The following is a 21,433-nucleotide window of genomic DNA, read 5'->3' on the forward strand; positions in this document are numbered from 1 at the left end:
CCGCACGGCTGACAGTAGGCAAAGAATCAACCGGAGAAATCATGGCATCTGTCAACAAGGTCATTCTCGTAGGCAATCTGGGCGCGGACCCGGAAACGCGCTACCTTCCGAGCGGCGACGCCGTGGCCAACATTCGTCTCGCGACGACCGACCGCTACAAGGACAAGGCGTCCGGCGAGATGAAAGAACTCACCGAGTGGCACCGTGTCGCGTTCTTCGGGCGGCTCGCTGAAATCGTCAACGAATACCTGAAGAAAGGCTCGTCGGTGTACATCGAGGGCCGCATCCGCACGCGCAAATGGACCGATCAATCGGGACAAGAGCGTTACTCGACCGAAATCGTCGCTGACCAGATGCAAATGCTGGGCGGTCGCGGCGGTGCGGGCGGCGGCGACGATGGCGGCTACAGCCGCAGCGCGCCGATGGAGCGCTCCGGCGGCGGCGGAGGCCGGGCGCCTTCCGGCTCGGGCGGCGGACGCTCGGGCGGCTCCGGTGGCGGCGCGAGCCGTCCGAGCGCGCCTGCCGGCGGCGGCTTCGACGACATGGACGACGACATTCCGTTCTGATAAGTGCTCCGGCGCGCGACGCATCGAGAAAACGGGTCTCCTGCTTCTGGCAGGAGACCCGTTTTTTATTTCTCTCAGTGTTTTTTGGCAAATTCCGACGGGCATTTGCTATTTACTGGCGGCGATTAGAACGTCGCCGGGTAAATCGCTGTCATTCGGCATATATTCAAATCGGGCGTAATCGGAGTAGTCCGATGGTTTGGAATTAGCGCACATCTTATTTTGATGAAAAATATTCTGTAATACTGAGAGAGCTATGTTTGCGTTTAGTCATCTTATTGCGGAAACGCAAGTCTGAAAGCACGTCGATTCGAATAGCGCCGCTCGGGCAGGCGTTTGGTTTTCCGAGCGCGTCATTGCGCTGATTCGCGCGCACATCGGCGGCGCTTCGATGTCTCGCGCGTCGAAAGGCGCCACTAAAACATAGAGATAACCGGGGGCCTATTCATGCTTCGTGTAGTGTTGGCCGACGACCATCCTTTCGTAGTCCTTGGAATGAAGGCGCTTATCAATGGGGACGAAGGGTTGTGCGTGATTGGCGAAGCGAGAAACGCGAGTAGTTTGCTTACCGAGCTACGGAAGACGCCGTGCGACGTGCTCGTCACCGATTTCGCCATGCCCGAGCCGGGCTGCGACGCCCAGGACGGGCTCTGCCTGATCCGCAAGGTCAGGCAGGATTGGCCGGGCATAAGCATTGTCGTGCTGACCAGCGTCAGCAATGTCGCCATTCTTCGCTCGATTCTGAATGCCGGCGCAATGGGCCTCGTCGACAAGGCCGAACCCATTGAGCTTGTCCCGACCGCCGTGAAGCAAGCGAGCGTTGGCCGTCGCTACGTGAGCGCATCGTTTCGCGCGGCCCTCGCTGAGGCCGGCGCCGAAACGCCTTCCTCGCCCGATGCGCCGCGCCTCTCGCCGAGGGAAATCGAAGTGGTCAAACTATTCGCGAAAGGCCGCTCCATCACCGAGATCGCGAGAGAGTTGCAGCGCGACGTGCGCACCATCAGCCGACAAAAACGCGATGCAATGAACAAGCTCGGCGTGAAGAACGATCCCGGTCTCTTCGCGTTCGTGCGAGCACGCGGACTATGCTGATTTGCGTAGGACCGCATTTCCAATTCAGATGCATCTTATGTCTTTTAGGGGGTTGGTGCCCGATGCTTATATTCGGGATCAGGTCTGCGTGTCGGACTTCATAACTAAGGGTTTGTGTCGATGGAATTCGGGAATGGTAGCGAGGTCTTCTCGCGTGCAAGGCGGATAAGGTTGGCGATAGCGGACGACCACCCGCTCGTCATTCTGGCAATTGAGCGGCTTGCGGCGAACTTTCCCAACGTGGAAGTCGTCAGCCGAAGCGCCAATTCCACGCAGTTGGATGATTTTCTGTCACGCGGCGATTGCGATGTCGCTCTCGTCGATTTTTATATGCCGGGCGGCCGGTACGGAGACGGCATTCAACTCATTCAGCACATCGCGCATTGTTATCCGGACGTCCGCATCATCGTTCTGTCGCGCAATGATAATGCGGCACTGGTCAGGCAGGCACTCGACGCCGGTGCGCACGCGTTCCTGAGCAAGGAAGACCGGCTCGATCTGGTGTACGTCGCCATCGTGTCGGCCATCGCGAACGAAACGTACCTTGGTCCGGCGGTCCGCCGAACCATGGCGGTAGCCAGTGTCGAGAGCCGCGCCCGCTTCATCCGGCAGCGCCTGACCACGCGGGAACTCGAAGTCATCGAGCGTTATGCGCGAGGCGCGAACGTGACGGAAATCGCGAAAGAACTCGACCGCAGCGTGAAGACCATCAGCGCTCAGAAATGCGCGGCCATGCGCAAACTCGATTTGTCGACAGACGCCGATCTTTACCGATTCATTGCCGACAGCGATCTGCTCTGAGAGCAAGCAGTAATCGCCAAGAATAAAAGCGAGTGCGGGGAGCGCACCGCCGTCCAATGGCCGGCTACTCGCTATGAGACCAATAAGACGCAAATGAGAAAAAATTCGCCGCTGAGGGCTATTGTTGCGGACGATCATCCCGCAGTCGTTAAGGGAATCACGACGTTTCTGGAGCGGGACGGTGCAATTCGAGTGGTCGCGACTGCGCAAGATTCGTCGCAATTGGCCGAGGCGGTCGGCTCCGTGCCTTGCGATTACGTCTTTGCTGATATTGGCATGAGAGGTATCGACGGAGAAAGCAATTCGATCGCTTTTCTTAAGCGTTTCCTCTGGCAGAAAACTCGGCCCCGCGTGATCGTCGTCACCATGATGTCGCATAACCGCATGTTGGCCGGCTTGATTCAATTGGGGATCAACGGCATCGTCGACAAGCGCGACTCCCTCGAATGCCTTTTCGAAGCCATATCCGTCACGCGGGAAGGTCGCTGCTTCCTCTCGCCTTCGGTGGACGAAGCGGTCGCTCGACTACCGGGTACGGTGCCGGCGCTGGCCGGCGTCCTGAGCAAGCGCGAGTGGGAAGTCTTCCGGCTGTACGCGAGCGGCCTGCTCGTGCATGAAATCGCCAAGCGCTTCGGCCGAAGCAGCAAGACCATCGCTACGCAGAAGCGCAGTGGCATGCGCAAGCTCGGCCTCGAGTCGGAGACCGAACTCGTCGAATACTTGCGTCAAGTCGGGCTCGTATGAGCGAGATTCCGCATTTTTCGGAGCGGCATAAGAAGTAATTCGGACACCTCTGATTTTCCTCTGTGGCTCGCACGATCAGACTCATAAGTTGGTCGTCGAGATTGCTCGGTGCAGTCTGCGCCATGGCAGCGCATCGGAACGCGCATTTTCGGAGAGTCGAATTGAGGTCGTTGCTCGCACGCTGTTGGTTCGTCGTCAGCTTTCTTGTCTCGCCGCTATGCTTCGCGTCCGGTGCGGCGCAGTCGCGGCCTGCAAGCGCGCCGCTTGAGGTGGTCTGGGACATCAGCGCCCTTCGTTTGCTGCCGGTGTTGATCGGCGTCGCGGCCGTTCTGGCCGTCACGCTCAGGGCGTTCATCCTTCTTCAGCGTGAGATGAACCGTCGCATCGAGACGGAACAGCGTCTCGCGACTCAGTTGAGCTTTCAGCAGACGATGATGGAAGTGGTCCCGTATCCGCTCGTCGCGAAGAATATGGAGAACCGATACATCGCGGTGAACCGCGCGTTCGAAGCGGCGCTCGGCGTGCGGCGCGAGGACGTCATCGGGCGCACGAGCATCGAAGCGGGGGCGTGGGGCGAGAAACACAGCCGGATCGTGAACGAGATATCCGCCGCTACGCTCCAGTCAGGCCAGGGGCAGGAGGTCGAGGCGGAATTCGTCGATAATCGCGGCCGCTCGCGTTACGGACTCTTCTGGACGGGCGCTTTTTCGGCGTCCAACGGTGAGCGCATGGGCGTCGTCGGGACGATGATCGACATCACCGATATTCGCGATGCCGAAATGCACGCGCGCCAGACCGAGCAGCGCCTTCATGACGTGACGCGATCCCTGCCGGCGGTCGTTTTCCAGTTGCGCCGCACCAGCGGCGGCCAATACAGCCTCCCGTACATCGACGGTGACACGCGGCAACTGCTCGGCCTCGATCTCGCGGCGCTCGCCGCCGATCCGACCACGATTCTGCAACACGTCGACGCACAAGACAGCGGGCGGCTCTTCCGCGAGATCGAAGCGTCGTCGCGCACGCTGGACCCCGTGCATACCGAATTCCGTTCCACCGTGAAAGGCGTCACGCGCTGGATACGCGCCGATCTGGTCGCGCATCGCGAAGAGGACGACTCGGTGGTCTGGAGCGGCTATTGGGCGGATGCCAGCGTCGAGCACGCGCGTGCCGAGGAGCTTGCCCGTGCGAGAGATGCGGCCGAAGCCGCCTCGCGCGCGAAAGACGACTTCCTCGCGATGATGAGCCACGAGATCCGCACGCCGATGAACGGCGTGCTGGGACTCGTCGAAGTCATCGAAAACACGCCGCTCAATCCCGACCAGTCGCAAATGCTCGGCATGATTCAGGATTCGGCGAGCGCGCTGCTGCAAATTCTCGACGACCTGCTCGACTACACGAAGATCGAGGCGGGGCGGCTGGACATCGAATCCACGCCGATCGACTTGCGTGAACTCGTCGACAGTGCCGTCGGCTTGCTCGCCGGGCGGGCGCACGAGAAGGGCTTGAGGGTGCGCGTGGACGTCGCGCCGGATGTGGCGGCGTGCGTTCGCAGCGACAGCGTGCGCCTGCGTCAGATTCTGTTCAATCTGATGAGCAACGCGATCAAGTTCACGATCAAGGGCGAAGTTTCGCTGCACGTCAGAGCGGTCGAACAGTCCGCATCCGAACAAGTCATCGAGCTGTGCGTGAGCGATACGGGCATCGGCATTGATCCCACAGCGCAGGCGCGGCTCTTCGAACCTTTCGTGCAGGCCGAAACCTCCACCACGCGCCGCTTCGGCGGCACAGGGCTCGGACTGACCATCTGCCACCGGCTCGTCGACCTCATGGGCGGCACGCTCACGCTGCAAAGCGAAGTGGGCGCCGGCACGTCGATGACGGTCCGGCTCAAGGTGCCGGTCGAGACTCAGCAATATCAAATGGAAGGCTTGCGCGGGAGGCGCGGCATCGTCGCGATCGACGACTCGCGCGTCGCGGCGGCGCTGCTCGGGTACGGCCAGGCGCTCGGACTCGAACTGGAGCGGATGGAACCCGATGATCCGCGCTTGCGCCGGCTCGCGACGTTCGATGGCGTCGATCTCGTCTTTTTCAGCGATACGCGCAAAGAAGCGCTGCGGCTCGGCTCGCGCGTGATCCATGTCACCGAGAAGCCGAAGCCCACGGGCTATCGCATTCTCGAAGACGACATTCGCGTCAGCGTAAATCCGCTATCGTGGCGCGGCCTCGGCGCGGCGTGCGTGGCGGCGCTCACGGGCATGCCGCAAGTTGCGGCGCACGGCACGCTCGGCCACGAGACGCGCATGGAAGCGCCGGGCCGCGAAGATGCGCTGCACGAAGGCAAGCTCGTGCTCGTCGCGGAAGATCATCCCGTGAATCAGGAACTGATCCGGCATCAGCTTTCGCTGCTCGGCTTTGCGTGCGATGTCGTGCAGGACGGAGCAGAAGCGCTGGCCGCTCTCGAGACCACACGTTACGGTTTCCTGATTACCGATTGCCATATGCCGAACATGACCGGCTATGAGTTGGCGCGGCGCGTGCGGGCGAAAGAACAGGGCACGGCGCGTCACTTGCCGATCCTCGCCATTACGGCGAGCACATGTTCAACCGAGGCGACGCGATGCCGCGAAGCCGGCATGGACGATTTCCTCGTAAAACCGACGCGGCTCGCCACATTGCGCGAGCATCTGAACCGCTGGAAGGCGTCGGGGCGTCCCGAGCGCAGACACGAAGCGCACTTGCATCGCGCGGCGGACAGAAGGCTGGACCGCGATGCCGAACTCGACTTGAGCGGCATGGCGCAGCTCTGGGGCAGCGAGGCCACCGTGAAGGCATTGCTCGATGCCTTCGTCACCTCGTTCCGCGACGACCTCGAAGCACTCGAGCCGTTGCTGGAGCGCGGCACCACCGAGCATCTGCGCGAATGGCATCACCGTGTGCTGGGCGCGGCGAGCGTGCTGCAATACAGGCCGTTGCTGGATGCGCTCGAAGAATTCCGGCGCGATCTGCCGAGCAAGAGCCGTGAGGTCAGGCGGCGCGAAGGGCTCGCGCTGATCGATCGATGCACCGAACTGCTCGGGCGCATCGAGGCGCAATGCGCCGCACTCGCGTAAGCACGCTTAACCCGACGCCGGGACGAGGCCTGCTTCGACAGGCGCGCGGTCCCGGAAATACGACAAGGCGAAGTCTACGAATGAACGCGTCTTCGCCGAGACATGCCTGCGGCCCGGATAGACGATGGATACTTCCTTGTCCGCATCCCTGAGCCGGTAGCCGGCGAAGAGCCGCACAAGCGCGCCGGCCTGGATATCGCGCTCGACGTAGCTTTCGGGCAGCACGGCGATGCCCATGCCGGACATTGCAGCCTGACGCAACATCGGCGAGCTGTTCACCGTGTACGCCGGGTCTAGCGAGACCTCTTCCGATACGCCGGAAGGACCGGTGAAGGCCCACGTCGAGCCGTGTATGTCCGCTGACGGAGCAAGGAAGTCGTGCTTGGCAAGCGATGCCGGCCGCGCGGGCGTGCCGCGGCGCTCCAGATATTCCGGCGAGGCGACGACCGCCGCCGCGACCTTGAAGAGCGGTCGGCTGATGAGCGTGCCGCTGTTGACGAGATGCGGCACGACAATGCCGGCGTCGAACCCTTCATCGACGAGGTCCACCGGGCGGTGCAGCAGCGTCAGACGCAGCTTGACGCTCGGATAGCGGTCCCGAAAGGCGCGCAGCATCGGCGTCAGTTCGAGCAACGAGAACGAGGCAGACGCGACGAGCTTTAACGTCCCCGACGGATCGACAGAACTGTTCGCAACCGATGCCTCGATTGTCTCCACTTGTTCGATCACCGCGCGACAGCCGTCGGCGTAGCTCTTGCCGGCCTCGGTCAGCGACACGCTGCGCGTCGTGCGGTTCAGGAGGCGCGTGTTCAGATGCGCCTCCAGCAGCGAGACGTAGCGCGTGACGACCGCATTGGAAAGATCGAGCGCCGCCGCCGCGCGCCCGAACGACTCTGTTTCGGCGACTTTGAGGAAGACGCGCATCGCTTGCAGTTGATTCATGGTGAGACGGCTTGCCGAGCGATGCGGGACGCTCTTTCCCTAATGATCACGAGCGGAAAGATGCGCCGCTCTCGCGTGCGCGATGTTAATGGGGCACAAGATTGAGGGTAATCAGAGGAGTCCGACTGTTTATCCCTGTGGTGTTCGGGCCACTGTCGCATGTCCGCAACTGAACGCACGGACCGGCGCACGCGGCAAGATTTCAGTGCGGTGGTAAGTGCAAGACGCCTAAGCGTTTACTCATATTGAAATTCCATTTTTTGAATTGTTCGAAAAGATTTTTGTGTGTCCTTGGGCTGGTCGCCGCAAAGGCGAGCCATACACTTTGGGCTGCCGAATATCGGTGAAAGGCATACGGCGGGATAACTCCCGAGATGTCGAGACGCCGCGAGCAACCCTATCGAGTCGTACGACTCTTTCTAAGGAACACACAATGAAGAAGACTCTGATTGTTGCGGCCGTCGCCGCATCGTTCGCAACTGCCGCGAGCGCGCAGAGCAGCGTTACGCTGTACGGCCTGGTCGATGCAGGCCTGACGTTCGTGAACAACGTGCAAGCACCGCGAAGCGCCGACAACTACAAGACCAACTCGTGGAGCATGCAAAGCGGCAACGTCCAGATGAGCCGTTGGGGCCTGCGCGGTGCCGAGGATCTGGGCGGCGGCATGAAGGCGATCTTCACGTTGGAAAATGGTTTCGACGTCGCTAGCGGTCAAAGCCCCGGTGGCTTCAATCGCCAGGCTTACGTCGGTCTGTCGACGAACGCAGGCACCGTGACGCTCGGCCACCAGACCGACTCCGTGACCGACTACCTCGGCCCGCTCAGCGCGAGCGGCACGTGGGGCGGTACGTACTTCGCACATCCGGGCAACCTGGACAACCTGAACGGCGACCTGTTCCGTGAGAACAACTCGGTCAAGTTCCAGAGCGCAAACTACGCTGGCCTGACGTTCAGCGGCCTGTACGCGTTCTCGAACGCTGCCGGCAGCTTCGCAGCGAACCGTGCGTACAGCCTGGGTGCGGGCTATGCCAACGCCGGCCTGAAGCTCGGCGCGGCATACATGCAAGCGAACTTCCAGAACGGCGGTTCGGGCACGGGTGCAATCACGGGCGCGACCGTCGACGTTCCGAACCTCGACCGCAGCGAAATCAGCTTCGCTGGTATCGATCGCCATCGTACGTTCGGCGCAGGCGGTAGCTATTCCATCGGCGCGCTGACGTTCGGCGCACTGTGGACGCAGACGCGTCAGGACAGCAACACGTTCAACGTCGGTTCGAACATCATCAACAACTACGAAGTGAACGGCCGTTACGCGCTGACGCCGGCGCTGTCGCTGGGCGCTGCCTACACGTTCACGAACGCGAAGTTCGACGACGCCCTGCACAACGGCGATTCGACGCGCGTCCGCTTCCACCAGTTCGGCCTCCAGACGGACTACGCTCTGTCGAAGCGTACCGACATCTATGCTGAAGGCGTGTTCCAGATCGCGAGCGGTCTGCCGGAAGGCGTGATGCCTTTCGCAGGCATCAACGGCGCGCCGGGCGGTGCATCGTCGAGCAGCCGTCAGGTTCTCGTGACGACGGGTATTCGTCACCGCTTCTAAGCAGTCTCGCCAGTATCGAGCTGTAGCTAGCTAGCAGAGAAGGGCGCCGCGAGGCGCCCTTTTCGCATCTGCGGGTGGTTCGTCTGATGCCAACTGCGTCCCGACTCCGAATGCACTACCATAAGACGCGGCCGACGCGTCGCCATGAAAACGGAGAACCGGGAAATGATCTCGACACGCAAGCCGCATGTGCTCTACTGCGCAGCCATCGTCGCCGCGATGCTCGCATCTTCGATCGCCCATGCCGACACCGTCGCGCTGAAGGCGAATCTTCAGCCGTCGAGCGAAGTGCCGCCGCGCGTGAGCAAAGGCCACGGCACGCTCGACGCCACTTTCGACACGAATACCAGGCAACTCGCCTGGACCGCGACATACGCCGACCTCTCCGGCCCCGTCACGATGGCGCACTTCCACGGGCCCGCGCCGGTCGGGCAGAACGCGAAAGTGCAGGTTCCCGTCGATAAGGGCGCCCTTGCCAGTCCAATGACAGGAAAGACCACGCTCACGGAACAGCAGGTTTCCGATCTCATGGCCGGGCAGTGGTACTTCAACGTTCACACGCAAGAGACTCCGACCGGCGAAATTCGCGGTCAGGTCATGCCGTCGAACTGACGTGAACCGCCAAATCTAAAGACAGGAGCGCGCGCGATGAGTTGGCAAAGCGCATTCGCGTGCTGGGTCTTGCGGCGCCGGATGCGTCCGGAGACCGCGAAGCCCGTGCTCGATGTCGAGCGCGCCCGCGCGTACACGTCGCGCCGGCTATGGTCGCCGCCGGTGCCGAAGGGCTGGCAACTCGAAGTCGGCGCGGACGGTGAATGGCTTCGTTCAGCGGCATCGCGCAGAACGATTCTGTATCTGCACGGCGGCGGCTATTACTTCTGCTCACCGCGCAGTCATCGCGCGATCAGTTTCGCGCTCGCTGTCCGAACGCAGGCCAATGTGTTCTCGCTGGATTACCGGCTCGCGCCCGAGCACCGCTTTCCGGCCGCAGTGGATGACGCCGTCGCGGCCTATCGCGCGTTGCTCGCCGTTGCCGCGCCGCAAACAATCGTCATCGCCGGCGATTCAGCCGGCGGCGGTCTCGCGCTCGCGACGCTGCTCGCCTTGCGCGATGCCGGCGACGCGCTTCCGGCAGGCGCCGTGCTCTTTTCGCCGTGGACGGACTTGACGGCCAGCGGCGCGTCGATGACGAGCAACGAGGGCCGCGATCCGATGTTCCACGCCGCCGTCTTCCCGAAGGTCGCCGCGCAATATCTGGGCGATGCGGACGCCGCACATCCCTATGCGTCACCGCTTTTCGGCGATTACGACGGCTTGCCGCCCTTGCTGATTCAGGCCGCCGACACTGAACTCCTGCTCGACGATTCCACGCGCGTCGCGAAGAAGGCACGCGCGGCGGGCGTTCGCGTCGATCTGGAGATCTGGCGCAACGTGCCGCATATCTTCCCGATCTGGGCGCCGTTCATGCCCGAAGCGCGGCAGGCGCTCGCGCACGCCGCCCGTTTCATCGACGACGTCACCGGCGCGCCCACGCCGCCTCACCGGCTCCCCATGACCTCGATCGTCTGATACGCGCGTTCGACCGCCGCGGTGCCATATTGCCGCTCGAGCCGCCGCACGGTGAAGTGGCCGTGCGCCATCTGCTGAAAGTGATCGATGAAGACGGTGTTGACCATCGCGCCGAGCACTGCGCCGATCGCCGGAATCGACTTCGCCGCCACCTGCTCGCTGACCTGCACGGAGAACCGCGAGGCGATGGTCTGCAAAAATTTGAGCAGCGCCGTCGATCCGTGGCCGCTCAACCCCTTCGCGGTGATCTCGCTCGTCGCCCGCGAGACGGACTGCGCCAGCGCGCCGCGCACGATGAAATAGCCGAGATCGGCGTTGTCGTCGTCCTTACGCGTGCCGCCCATGCCAAGCACCATCATGCATTGCAACTGCGTTTCCACGCGATGCACGTCCTCGCCTTCGCTCCGCGCGATATCGCAAATCGAGCGGAACATCAGCGTGGTCGTGACCGGCAACTCGACCGGCAGCGCGAAGAGGCCGAATGCGCCGCCCGCCGCGCCGGTCGTCGCGACCGCGAGCTTGTGGAGCAGGTTGTTCGGCTTGTCGGGCGGCGGCGCGAGCAGCGAGCCGGCGGGCGCGCTCTTGCCGAGCGTTCGCAGCGCGAGTTGCAGGCATTTCTTCAGCGCGAGCTGCGTCGCTTCGTCGACTTTTTCCTGCGCGGCGGCGGGCAGGCGGCCCATCAGCTTCTCGATGGGCGCGCCGATCACGCTCGCCAGCTTCATCGTGAGCGACGGACTTTCGAGCGCTTCCTTGGCGCGGGAGAGGGCGGCGAAGTCCTCCGGCGTGAGCGGCGAGGTGATGATGGGCGTCGGTTCCATGCGTCGTTTCTTGATCCGAAAAGGGTGATTGACCACGCAGCTTAGAGCGCGGCACCGTGCTATGATTCCATTTAAGTTGACTAGTCAATCATTGCTCTTACAAAAAATGGCCGTTCATACAGCCGCGCATCATTCCAGCGGGCAGGTCCTCCCGTTTCGCGAATCCCTCATGGCGATGCTGGGCATCTCCTTCGTGACGATGCTCGTCGCGCTCGACCAGACGGTCGTCGGCACCGCGCTGCCGACCATCGTCGCGGAGCTTAGGGGCTTCGACCTCTACGCGTGGGTCGCGACTTCCTATCTTCTGACGTCCGTCATCACGGTGCCGATTTTCGGGCGGCTCGGCGACTACTATGGCCGCAAGCCGTTCGTGATCGCGTCGATCGTCGTGTTCACGGTCGCGTCCGTGCTGTGCGGTCTCGCCAACAGCATGATGTTCCTTGTGCTCGCGCGCGGCTTGCAGGGCATCGGCGGCGGCATGCTGGTCGGGACGGCCTTCGCGTGCATCGCGGATCTTTTTCCCGACAACGTCGTGCGCCTGCGCTGGCAAGTGCTGATGTCGTCGGCGTTCGGCATCGCGAACGCGGTCGGTCCGTCGCTCGGCGGGTTCCTTACGCAGTACTACGGCTGGCGCTCCGTGTTCTATGTGAATCTGCCGGTCGGCGTGCTCTCGCTGTTCTTCGTGTGGCGCTTTCTGCCGCATCTTCGGCATGTCGCCCACGAAGGCAAGATGCGGCTCGACTGGCCCGGCGCGGTGCTCATTGCCGTTGCGCTCGGCGCGCTGCAATTGTTCGTCGAAATGTTGCCCAAGCATGGCGTGAGCCTGGAGACGGCGTCGCTGCTCGTGGCGAGCGCGGCGGCGGGCTTCGCGCTCTGGAAGTGGGAAATGCGCTGCGATTACGCGATCCTTCCCATCGACATGTTCCGCAACCAGAGTCTCGCGGCGCTCTTTACGCTTGCGATTCTCGGCGGCTTCACGATGTTCTCGCTGCTCTTTTACGCGCCGCTCCTGTTTCAGGGCGGCTTCGGGATGTCGCCGCAGGGCGCGGGCATGATGATTACGCCGCTCGTGGTGTTCATCACCATCGGCAGCATTCTGAACGGGCGCATCGTCACGCGACTGTCGAACCCGAACCGCATGCTGTATATCGGCTTCGGATGCCTCGCCGTGTCGTGCCTCGGCGTGGTCGTCGCGACGCACACGATGCCGCGCGCGCTGCTGCTCGTCTTCATGCTGCTCGGCGGTCTCGGCCTCGGCTTCGTGATGCCGAACCTGACCGTGTTCGCGCAACAGACGGCGGGCCGCCAGCATCTCGGCATCGCGACTGCGCTGTTGCAATCGCTGCGCATGATCGGCGGGATGATCGGCACCGCGCTGACCGGCACGCTCGTGAGCCATTTGTACGCGAGCGGGGTGAGCCTCGCGCTGGAGCGGGATCACGCGATGCGTTGGTTCGCCGACCTCTCCGACCCGCAGATTCTCATCAACCGCGAAGGACAGCAGACGCTGCTCGCCCAACTCTCGGCGGCAGGCCACAACGGCGCGATGCTGCTCGAAGCGGCGCGCGAGGCGCTGGTCGCGGCGATTCACATCGGTCTCGCTGTCGCGGCGGTGGTCGCGGTGGTGTCGGTATGGCAATCGCGCCGCGTGCCGCTCGTGCGCTTGAAACGCCAGGCTGAACCGGTCATCCTCGCCGAATGACGATTGAGGGAAGCACAAGCATGGACGAACAGGATCGGATCGCCGTGGTGCAACAGTTCGGGCGCACTTATCGCGCGTTCATGTCGGCGTTCGAGCTGGCGGTCGGCCAGCCGATGCCGCGCTGGCGCATTCTGCTCGCGCTGCACGAACATGCGGGCGTGCTGTCGCAGAAGGCGCTGGTGGAGCGGTTGCGCGTCGATCCGGGCGCGCTCACGCGGCAGTTGAAGACGCTGGAATCACTCGGCTGGATCGTGCGCAGCGTCGATGCACGCGACAATCGCGTATCGAATGTCGCGTTGACGGCGCAGGGCCGCGCCGCCACGGAAGAGGGACTGCCGCGCCGCAACGCATTCCTGCACGACACCATGGCCGCGATGCCCGACGACGCAATCGAGGCATTGTCGGGGGCGCTCCAGATGCTGGAATCGCGCATTCAGGAAGTGGCCGCGGCGAGCGCGGCGGCCACCGCCGACGACAAGGCTTAGAAGAACGTTTCGATGACTTCGGTCACGCGATACTTCCGGTCGACGACGAGCACTTGCCGCCATTTGTCGAACGTCAGGCACGGGTGCGAGATGTCGAACGCGATCATGTCGCCGACCTTCACGTCGTCGCCGGGCTTGATCCGCATGTACGCGTGCTGATCCATCAGGCCGAAGATCTCCCAGCCTTCCTCCGCCGACACGTCGCGCGGCGCCTCCGCGCCCGGCCGATAATGCTTCGCCGGCTCCGGCATGCCGGCATCGAACGCGGAATCGCGCTTGCCGAGCCCGATGATCGCGCGGTCCGGCTCAGGAATCGACTGCACGTAGGCCCATAACTGAAGCGCGGGTTTCAGCCCCTGACCCATGCTCTTCGCGATGGGATTGCGCGCGAAAATCTCGTTCTGCGCTTTCTTGTAGATGCCCACGTCGTGCGTCAGATAGCAGCCGGGGCGCAGCACGACTTCGATAGCGTCGCTGTTCGCTTTCGCGAATTCGTCCGCGACGACGTCATACCACGCCGATCCCGCGCCGGACAGAATCGCCGGCTTGCGCGCGATCTTTCCCTCGTCGATCAGCTTGCGCGTGACATCGACGGCGCTCTTCAGGAATTCGCGCACCTTCGATTCGTCCTGCAACACGCCTTCGTAAAGTTCGACGCCCGCCAGTTCGATCACCCCCGGCCAGCGCGCAATCGCGGCGAGCACGGCTTCGCGCTGCGCGTCGTCGCGCACGCCGGTGCGGCCGCCCGGCACGCCCATTTCGATCAGCACGTTCAGCTTCTTGCGCACGTCCGTGAAGAACGCGCCGAGTTGATCGACGCCATCGGCTGAATCCACGAGGCAGAAGAACTCGAAGCTCGGATCAGTCAGCAACTCGGCGATCATGCCCATGTTGCGCTTGCCGACGAGTTGATTCGCCATCAACACGCGATGCACGCCGCCGCGATACGCCGCGCGCACCTGATGCGCGGTCGCCAGCGTGATGCCCCACGCGCCCGTATCGAGCTGACGGCGAAACAGTTGCGGCGCCATCGTGGTCTTGCCGTGCGGCGCGAGCTTCACGCCGTATTCCTCGACGAACGCCTGCATCCACTTCAGGTTGTGCTCGATGCGCTCGGCGTACAGCACGGCGGCGGGCAGGCTCACGTCTTCTTCGAGCAGATTCCATTGCAGACGGCCGGCTTCCCCCAACGGGATGCTCGTGCCGGGCACCATGCCGAGACCCTTGCCGAACGGGTCGATCGTCGCGCTCTGATAGTTTGTAACTTTCATGTGCTGCTGCTCCATCGTCCGAATAGATGCGTTTGTGTACGCGCTTGAAAGCCTTCACGGTTGACGGCACTATGGTACCCAAAGTAGGATCGGCGTTGAATTGTTATTTAGTAACACGCGCTCCGAGTAAACCCGACACCATGAACGGCCCCGCCGATCCGCAGAGCTTCGATATCGTCGCGCGCATCGTCGAGCGCGCGCCACTGCTGCGCAGTGCGGAGCGCAAGGTCGCCGCGCTCATTCTCGACGATCTCACGGGCGCGTCGCGGGCGAGCATCGGCGCGCTCGCGGAGCAGGCGGATGTGAGCATCGCCACGGTCACGCGCTTCGCGAAGGCCGTCGGCTGCGAAGACGTGCGCGAGCTGAAGCTGCGGCTCGCTCAAGCGGCGGCGGTCGGCCAGCGGTTCTTGAAGCGCGAGCCGGACGCGTTGCCGGATTCGCTCGCCGCGCGCATCTTCGAGGAAGTGCAGACCACGCTCGCGCAGAATCAGGGCGCGCTGCGCGCCGCGCCGGTCGCCGAAGCCGCCGATGCGCTTGCCGCCGCGTCGATGATCTACGTGTTCGGCATGGGCGGCGGTTCGACCGCGCTCGCCGACGAAATGCGTTTTCGGCTGGTTCGCCTCGGGCGGCCCGTCGCGTCTTATCAGGACGGGCTGTTGCAGCGCATGGTCGCGTCGACGTTGTCGAAGGAGCATGTCGTCGTCGCGCTTTCGGTGACGGGGCAGACGCCCGAGATGGTGGAAAGCTGCCGGCTCGCTCGCGAGTACGGCGCGCGCGTCATCGCGCTGACCGCGCCCGCGTCGCCGCTCGGCGCGCTCGCCGACTGGCTCATTCCGGTCATCGCGATTGAAACGGATTTCATCTACAAGCCGTCGTCGTCGCGCTACGCGATGATGATGGCGCTCGACCTGCTCGTCACCGAACTTGCCGTGAAGCAGGCCGACCGCAGCCGCGAACTGCTGCGCCGCATGAAGCACGCGCTCGACGCGCATCGCGGCGGCGGCGAGCGCCAACCTTTGGGAGATTGATCATGGAAAAGTGCGACACGCTGATCGTCGGCGCGCGCGTGATCGACGGCACCGGCGCGCCCGCCGTCGAGCGCGATGTCGCGGTGCGCGACGGCCGCATCGTCGCAATGGAGGCGCCGGGCGGCTTGTCGCACTGGAGCGCAGGCGACGTGTTCGACGCGCACGGCAAAGTGCTCGCGCCCGGTTTCATCGACGTCCACACGCACGACGACACGCACGTGATCCGCTCGCCGCAGATGATGCCGAAGATCACGCAGGGCGTGACGACGGTGATCGTCGGCAATTGCGGGATCAGCGCGTCGCCGGTCACGCTGAAGGGCGACCCGCCCGATCCGATGAACCTGCTCGGCGATGCCGCCGCGTTCCGCTATCCGACCTTCGCGGCGTATGTCGATGCCGTGAACGATGCGCGTCCGGCTGTGAACGTCGGCGCGCTGATCGGCCATACGGCGCTGCGCAACAACCACATGGACCGGCTCGACCGCGCCGCGACCGCCGATGAAATCGCCGGCATGCGCGCGCAGCTCGAAGAGGCGCTGGACAACGGCGCGCTGGGTTTGTCGAGCGGACTCGCGTATGGATCGGCGTTCAACGCGCCGCCCGAGGAAGTGCAGGCGCTGGCCGAACCGCTCGCGAAAGCGGGCGCGCTCTACACGACGCACATGCGCACCGAGTTCGACGCCATTCTCGACGCGATGGAAGAGGCGTATCGCGTCGGCCGTCATGCGCGCGTGCCGGTTGTGATCTCGCATCTGAAATGCGCGGGGCCGTCGAACTGGGGGCGCAGCGTGGAAGTGCTGAAGTCGATCGAAACGGTGCGCGAAGGACAGCCGGTCGGCTGCGACTGCTACCCGTACAACCGCAGTTCATCGACGCTGGATCTGAAGCAGGTGACGGGCGATATCGAGATCACGATCACATGGTCGACGCCGCATCCGGAAATGGCGGGCAAGCTGATCCGCGAGGTTGCGGCCGAATGGAACGTGAGCCAGCAGGAAGCCGCGAAGCGCCTGCAACCGGCGGGCGCGGTGTATCACAACATGTCGGAGGACGACGTGCGGCGCATCCTGTCGCATCCCGCGACGATGGTTGGCTCCGATGGCCTGCCGAACGATCCGCTGCCGCATCCGCGCTTGTGGGGCGCGTTTCCGCGCGTGCTCGGCCACTATGCGCGCGACACGGCGCTGATCGCGCTGGAAGAGGCCGTGCGCAAGATGACGAGTCTCTCGGCACGGCGCTTCGGGCTCACGGAGCGCGGCGAGGTCAAGGTGGGTTATCACGCCGATCTCGTGGTGTTCGATCCCGAGCGCGTGCGCGATGCCGCGACGTTCGCGAAGCCGGAGCAGGCGGCCGATGGCATCGACGCGGTCTGGGTGAATGGCGTTTTGACGTATCGCGAGGCGGCGCTTACCGGCGAGCGCGCGGGACGTTTCGTGGCGCGCGGCGCGGCATCCAAGCTGGATGCGGCGGGCGCGTTTTAAGACTTATTGCGTACCAAAAGGAGTGCAAAGATGAAGCGTTATGGCGTGGAAGGCGGCAAGGGACAAGGCGGCGCGCATATGCCGTTCGCACGCGCGGTCGAGGCCGATGGCTGGCTCTACGTGTCGGGCCAGACGCCGATGCAGGACGGCGAGGTGATCAACGGCGGTATCGTCGAGCAATCGCACAAGGCGATTCAGAACGTGATCGCCATTCTTGAAGAAGCGGGCTACGGCACCGAGCATGTGGTGCGCTGCGGCGTGTGGCTGGACGATCCGCGCGACTTCGCTTCGTTCAACAAGGTGTTCAAGGAGTACTTCGGCGCGAACCCGCCTGCGCGGGCGTGCGTGGTGTCGTCGATGGTGATCGACTGCAAGGTCGAGGTGGATTGCGTGGCTTATAAGAAGCCTTCCGCTTGACGGCGCAAGCGGCGGCGCGCTTGCCGCGTGCCGCCGTCCGATGCTTACTGCCTCGCCAACCGCGCATTATCCGGCATCGGCAAATTGAAGTTGGTGCGGAATGGATTGATATCCAGCCCGCCGCGCCGCGTGTACCGCGCATACACCGCGAGGCGTTCCGGTTTGCACTCGCGCATGATGTCCATGAAGATGCGTTCGACGCATTGCTCGTGGAACCCGGTGTGTTCGCGATAAGAAACGATATACCGCAGCAAACCCGCGTGGTCGATCTGCCCGCCGTAATAGCGGATCTGCACGCTGCCCCAGTCCGGCTGCCCCGTCACGGGACAATTCGACTTCAGCAAGTTCGAAAACAGCGTCTCGTCGACAGGCGCTTCGTCATGCGTTGCCGTCAGCAGCGACGGGTCCGGCGCATAAATCTCGCAATCGAGGTCCAGCCGGTCCAGCGACAAGCCGTCGAATTCCTCCATCGTGAGCTTGCCGAAATCGGCGGGCGCGACAAGCTGCAACGACACCGTTGCGCCGCACGTCGCCGACACATCGCGCTTGATGGCGGCGCGCACGTCGTCGATCGAATCGAACTGCGTCTGCGCGAACGATCCGAGGTACAGCTTGAACGACTTTGATTCGACGATGTTCGGCGATTCCGCCGGCACGAAGAACGTCGCGACCGCGATCTGCGGCTTGCCGCGCCTGTTCAGCCACGAAAGCTCGTATGCATTCCAGACGTCGGTGCCGAAGAACGGCAGGCGCGCCGGCACGCCGATTTCGTCGCGGGCGCGCTTGCGGTCGATCGGAAAGAGCAGCGAGGGATCGTACTGTTCGGTGTAGTTGACGGCTTTGCCGAGCGGAGATTGGTCGGGTGTCATGGTGCGTTCGCTATGCCGCTGAGAACGTGCCCCGTCGCGGTCACGACGCGGGCCGATTCGCAGTGGCGGATTTGGTCGTCGAAGAAAAAGTCGGGTTCGAATTCGCGCAGAAATTCGCCCTTGTCGAGGCCGCCTAAGAACATCGCTTCGTCGATTTCGATGTTCCACGCCATCAGCGTCCGGATCGCGCGTTCGTGCGCGGGAGCGGAGCGCGCCGTGACGAGCGCGGTGCGAATGTGCATTGGCGACTGGCTTTCGTTGTCGTCGGCAATGCGTTGCAGCTTGTTCAACGCCGCCAGAAGCGGCTTCAGCGGGCCGCCCGGAAGCGGCGAATCCTTCTTCTGCGTCTCGTGGCCGACGAACGCGCCCAAACCCTCGGTCTGAAAAACGCGTTCGGCTTCGTCGGAGAACAGCACGGCATCGCCGTCGAACGCGATGCGGATTTCATCAGCATACCGGCTCGCGGCGCGCGGCGTTTCCGGCAGCACGCGGGCGGCGGGGAAGCCCGCGGCCAGCGCGGCGCGCACGTCGTCCGGGTTCGCCGACAGAAATAGCGACGCGCGCAGCGGTTTCAAGTACGCGAACGGCGAGCGCCCGCGCGTGAACACGCCGCGCTCGATCGCGAGTCCGTGTTCGCGGCACGAATGGAACGCGCGCAGGCCGCTGATCGGGTCGCTGCGCGACAGAATCACCACTTCGACGCGCTGCTCATGCGCGTTCAACGCCAGCAGTTTGCGAATCAGCCCGAACGCGACGCCCGGCTTCGCGGGCGTGTCGAGCCGCGAGCGTTGCAGCGCCTCGTAGCGGGCAAGATCGCCGGTTTCGTAGACGCGGTTTTCCTCTTCGAAGTCGAAAAGCGCGCGCGACGAAATCGCGACGACGAGCTTGTCTTCGAGCGTGAAGGCCATCGGCTGCCCGGGCTTTAAGCGAGGAACAGCTTGTAGACCGGATTCGCCTGCTCGTCCCACCACGGATAGCCGAGCGTCGCGAGGAAACGCTCGAACTCGGCGTTATCCGACTGCGGCACCTGAATGCCGACCAAAATCGAGCTGTAGTCCGCGCCCTGATTGCGATAGTGGAAGAGGCTGATGTTCCAGTTCGGCGCCATCGACGACAGGAACTTCATCAGCGCGCCCGGCCGTTCGGGGAATTCGAAGCGCAACAGGCGCTCGTCCTGCGCGAGCGGCGAATGGCCGCCCACCATGTAGCGAATGTGCTGCTTGGAAAGCTCGTCGTGCGACAGGTCGACGGTGGCGAAGCCGTGTTCGATGAACGACGACATCATCTGCGCCGTCTCCTTGCGCGACTTGATCTGCACGCCGACGAAAATATGCGCGGCGCGCGCATCCGCGATGCGGTAGTTGAATTCAGTGACGCTGCGGGTGCCGACGAGTTCGCAGAAGCGCCGGAAGCTGCCGCGCTCCTCGGGAATCGTCACCGCGAACACCGCCTCGCGCGCCTCGCCCACTTCCGCGCGTTCCGCGACGAATCGCATGCGGTCGAAGTTCATGTTCGCGCCGGACGTGACGGCCACGAGCGTCTTGCCTTCGACGCCCTCGCGTTCCGCATACAGCTTCGCGCCCGCGACGGCGAGCGAGCCCGCCGGTTCGAGCACGCTGCGCGTGTCCTGAAACACGTCCTTGATGGCGGCGCAGAGCGCGTCGGTATCGACGGTGAGCACTTCGTCGAGCAGTTCGCGGCACAGCCGGAACGTTTCCTCGCCGACGAGCTTTACCGCCGTGCCGTCCGAGAACAGGCCGACTTCGCCGAGCGTCACGCGCTCGCCCGCCGCGATCGAGCGCGCCATTGCGCACGAATCCTCGGTCTGCACGCCGATTACCTTGATCTCCGGCCGCACCGCTTTCACGTACGCCGCGACGCCCGCCGCCAGTCCGCCGCCGCCGATCGGCACGAAGATCGCGTGAATCGGGCCCTGATGCTGGCGCAGAATTTCCATCGCGACGGTGCCTTGCCCGGCGATGACGTCCGGATCGTCGAACGGATGCACGAAGGTGAGGCCGCGCTCTTCCTGAAGCTCGACGGCGCGCGCGTAGGCGTCGCTGTACGATTCGCCCGCCAGCACGATCTCGACCGTCGGCCCGCCGTGCGTGCGAATGGCGTCGATCTTGACTTGCGGCGTCGTGGTCGGCACCGCGATCACCGCGCGGCAGCCGAGCCGCGCCGCCGAGAGCGCCACGCCCTGCGCATGATTGCCCGCCGACGCCGTGATGACGCCGCGCGAGAGCACATCCGCCGGCAGGTTCGCCATCTTGTTGTACGCGCCGCGAATCTTGAACGAGAAGACCGGCTGATTGTCTTCGCGCTTCAAGTACACGGAGTTGCGCAGGCGCGCCGACAGGTTGCGCGCGGGTTCCAGCTCGCTTTCGCGTGCGACGTCGTAGACGCGCGCCGTCAGCACTTTCTTCAGGTAATCAGGATGGTTCATGCGGAGGACTCGTCAGGCAGGCCGGCTGCGCTTTTTCAGGGCGAAAACATCAATGATAGCCGCAAAGGACTAGGTTTCCGGCTCCCTGCGGCTTTGACCGACCGGCCGGACGCCTAAAAGCGCGCAAAAACGCCAAACCGCGGCGAAAATGGGCGCGCAAAAGCCCCTTCGTCGTGCTAGCGGCCGCCAACGGCGATTTTCGCGATGGGTTAGAATTTCTTTTTGCAAATCAGCAATCAGGACCGGCAGATGCACTTGCAGCTTCGGATCGAATTTCTGGCGCATGTTCCCCGCGCGCATCACGCAGCGGCCGAGCGGCATGCGCGCCATGCGCGATCGTGGCGTTGATCTCGGGCACATCGAAGGCGGCGCCGTGAGGCTCGCGGCATCCGCGCAAGCCGGCGCTTTCGGGCGAATCGCCCGCCTTCGCAAACAAAAGTCTCATTCGAAAATCTGCGCCCCCACGCGCACCGTCGGCGTCCGCGCTTT

Annotated in this window: 20 protein-coding genes; 13 read left to right on the forward strand and 7 right to left on the reverse strand. The window is 63.6% G+C overall.

Annotated features, from left to right (window positions below):
* Positions 1–41 precede the first annotated feature (41 nt).
* The 5 genes from NCR35_RS02785 to NCR35_RS02805 all read left to right on the forward strand — a co-directional run bounded on the left by NCR35_RS02785 (position 42) and on the right by NCR35_RS02805 (position 6,313).
* Entirely contained in the window at positions 42–566 is a 525-nt protein-coding gene (locus tag NCR35_RS02785) for a single-stranded DNA-binding protein (protein WP_250532946.1), read from the forward strand.
* A 447-nt stretch (positions 567–1,013) separates the two neighbouring features.
* Positions 1,014–1,658, forward strand: a complete 645-nt coding sequence (locus tag NCR35_RS02790; RefSeq protein ID WP_284502813.1) for a response regulator — start codon at positions 1,014–1,016, stop codon at positions 1,656–1,658.
* Between the two features lie 120 nt (positions 1,659–1,778).
* On the forward strand, positions 1,779–2,459 hold the full coding sequence (locus NCR35_RS02795; RefSeq protein WP_250532948.1) for a response regulator: 681 nt from the start codon (positions 1,779–1,781) through the stop codon (positions 2,457–2,459).
* Between the two features lie 93 nt (positions 2,460–2,552).
* Positions 2,553–3,203, forward strand: a complete 651-nt coding sequence (locus NCR35_RS02800) for a response regulator (RefSeq protein WP_250532949.1) — start codon at positions 2,553–2,555, stop codon at positions 3,201–3,203.
* 161 nt (positions 3,204–3,364) lie between these two features.
* Entirely contained in the window at positions 3,365–6,313 is a 2,949-nt protein-coding gene (locus NCR35_RS02805; protein ID WP_502801631.1) for an ATP-binding protein, read from the forward strand.
* A gap of 6 nt (positions 6,314–6,319) precedes the next feature.
* On the opposite strand, the gene NCR35_RS02810 is transcribed toward NCR35_RS02805, so the two are convergent.
* Complete coding sequence (locus tag NCR35_RS02810) at positions 6,320–7,255, reverse strand: LysR family transcriptional regulator (protein WP_250532951.1); 936 nt, start codon at positions 7,253–7,255, stop codon at positions 6,320–6,322.
* A 433-nt stretch (positions 7,256–7,688) separates the two neighbouring features.
* On the opposite strand from NCR35_RS02810, the gene NCR35_RS02815 reads away from it, so the two are divergent.
* The 3 genes from NCR35_RS02815 (at position 7,689) to NCR35_RS02825 (ending at position 10,427) form a co-directional block, all read left to right on the forward strand.
* Entirely contained in the window at positions 7,689–8,858 is a 1,170-nt protein-coding gene (locus tag NCR35_RS02815; protein ID WP_250532952.1) for a porin, read from the forward strand.
* A gap of 165 nt (positions 8,859–9,023) precedes the next feature.
* Positions 9,024–9,470, forward strand: a complete 447-nt coding sequence (locus tag NCR35_RS02820) for a CHRD domain-containing protein (protein ID WP_250532953.1) — start codon at positions 9,024–9,026, stop codon at positions 9,468–9,470.
* A 36-nt stretch (positions 9,471–9,506) separates the two neighbouring features.
* A complete protein-coding gene (locus NCR35_RS02825; protein ID WP_250532954.1) occupies positions 9,507–10,427 on the forward strand; it encodes an alpha/beta hydrolase in 921 nt (306 codons plus the stop codon).
* On the opposite strand, the gene NCR35_RS02830 is transcribed toward NCR35_RS02825, so the two are convergent.
* Complete coding sequence (locus NCR35_RS02830) at positions 10,397–11,245, reverse strand: EcsC family protein (RefSeq protein WP_250532955.1); 849 nt, start codon at positions 11,243–11,245, stop codon at positions 10,397–10,399. The two genes, NCR35_RS02825 and NCR35_RS02830, sit on opposite strands and share 31 nt — an antisense overlap.
* Positions 11,246–11,351: 106 nt before the next feature.
* Here NCR35_RS02830 and NCR35_RS02835 point away from each other — a divergent pair, with 106 nt between their 5' ends.
* On the forward strand, positions 11,352–12,947 hold the full coding sequence (locus tag NCR35_RS02835) for an MFS transporter (protein WP_250532956.1): 1,596 nt from the start codon (positions 11,352–11,354) through the stop codon (positions 12,945–12,947).
* 20 nt (positions 12,948–12,967) lie between these two features.
* Positions 12,968–13,432: a MarR family winged helix-turn-helix transcriptional regulator gene (locus NCR35_RS02840; protein ID WP_248321109.1), complete on the forward strand. Its 465-nt coding sequence runs from the start codon at positions 12,968–12,970 to the stop codon at positions 13,430–13,432.
* Here NCR35_RS02840 and NCR35_RS02845 read toward each other — a convergent pair.
* Entirely contained in the window at positions 13,429–14,703 is a 1,275-nt protein-coding gene (locus tag NCR35_RS02845; protein ID WP_250532957.1) for an amino acid deaminase, read from the reverse strand. The two genes, NCR35_RS02840 and NCR35_RS02845, sit on opposite strands and share 4 nt — an antisense overlap.
* Positions 14,704–14,843: 140 nt before the next feature.
* Between NCR35_RS02845 and NCR35_RS02850 the strand changes: the two genes are divergently transcribed.
* Genes NCR35_RS02850 through NCR35_RS02860 form a run of 3 tightly spaced genes read left to right on the forward strand, consistent with a single transcriptional unit; the run spans position 14,844 to position 17,629 of the window.
* Positions 14,844–15,731, forward strand: a complete 888-nt coding sequence (locus NCR35_RS02850; protein WP_250532958.1) for a MurR/RpiR family transcriptional regulator — start codon at positions 14,844–14,846, stop codon at positions 15,729–15,731.
* A 2-nt stretch (positions 15,732–15,733) separates the two neighbouring features.
* Positions 15,734–17,212, forward strand: coding sequence for an N-acyl-D-amino-acid deacylase family protein (locus tag NCR35_RS02855; RefSeq protein ID WP_250532959.1), 1,479 nt, complete (start codon positions 15,734–15,736; stop codon positions 17,210–17,212).
* 30 nt (positions 17,213–17,242) lie between these two features.
* Positions 17,243–17,629, forward strand: a complete 387-nt coding sequence (locus tag NCR35_RS02860) for a RidA family protein (RefSeq protein WP_250532960.1) — start codon at positions 17,243–17,245, stop codon at positions 17,627–17,629.
* A 44-nt stretch (positions 17,630–17,673) separates the two neighbouring features.
* Here the strand turns inward: NCR35_RS02860 and queF are convergent, their stop codons facing one another.
* The 4 genes from queF to NCR35_RS02880 all read right to left on the reverse strand — a co-directional run bounded on the left by queF (position 17,674) and on the right by NCR35_RS02880 (position 21,274).
* Positions 17,674–18,498 (reverse strand): NADPH-dependent 7-cyano-7-deazaguanine reductase QueF, encoded by an 825-nt coding sequence (queF, locus tag NCR35_RS02865; RefSeq protein WP_250532961.1) that lies wholly within the window; start codon positions 18,496–18,498, stop codon positions 17,674–17,676.
* Positions 18,495–19,406, reverse strand: a complete 912-nt coding sequence (locus NCR35_RS02870) for a 5'-nucleotidase (protein ID WP_244847846.1) — start codon at positions 19,404–19,406, stop codon at positions 18,495–18,497. The genes queF and NCR35_RS02870 overlap by 4 nt, the downstream gene beginning before the upstream one ends.
* Before the next feature lie 14 nt (positions 19,407–19,420).
* Complete coding sequence (gene ilvA, locus NCR35_RS02875; RefSeq protein ID WP_250532962.1) at positions 19,421–20,944, reverse strand: threonine ammonia-lyase, biosynthetic; 1,524 nt, start codon at positions 20,942–20,944, stop codon at positions 19,421–19,423.
* 69 nt (positions 20,945–21,013) lie between these two features.
* Complete coding sequence (locus NCR35_RS02880; protein WP_250532963.1) at positions 21,014–21,274, reverse strand: hypothetical protein; 261 nt, start codon at positions 21,272–21,274, stop codon at positions 21,014–21,016.
* Positions 21,275–21,433 lie beyond the last annotated feature (159 nt).

Origin of the sequence: Caballeronia sp. AZ10_KS36 (genome assembly GCF_023631105.1) — a bacterium.
GTDB lineage: Bacteria > Pseudomonadota > Gammaproteobacteria > Burkholderiales > Burkholderiaceae > Caballeronia.